Origin of the sequence: Leptospira gomenensis (assembly GCF_004770155.1) — a bacterium.
GTDB lineage: Bacteria > Spirochaetota > Leptospiria > Leptospirales > Leptospiraceae > Leptospira > Leptospira gomenensis.
Window position 1 is genome coordinate 1 of the sequence record NZ_RQFA01000090.1, and the last position, 307, is coordinate 307.

The following is a 307-nucleotide window of genomic DNA, read 5'->3' on the forward strand; positions in this document are numbered from 1 at the left end:
TGCGGGAACTCCTGCGAGGACGATCGGACAGGAAAACGGAGTTCCGTCATTTAAGTCTGACTTCTTCGTTCTCTGACCAGAAATGTCGTAACAAAATCCGATCTTCGCTGCGATTCCGTCCGACCCGAAGTCTTCCACATACAATATCTGTCCTCTCGCGTCGCGAACGATTCGTTTGCTCGTTCCGGAGCTGTGAGTTTCTGTCGTTTCAAACGGATCGTTGTAGGTCGTCGTGATCGTTGTAGGAGTCGTTTCTCCTACTGCCGTCGGTAGAATCGTCTTTTTCATTCTTCCGATCGGATCATAT

Annotated in this window: 1 protein-coding gene; it reads right to left on the bottom strand. The window is 49.5% G+C overall.

Going from position 1 to position 307, the window contains the following annotated elements; translation table 11 throughout:
- On the bottom strand, positions 1-307 hold a 307-nt coding region (locus EHQ17_RS19645), incomplete at both ends, for a hypothetical protein (protein ID WP_135736236.1).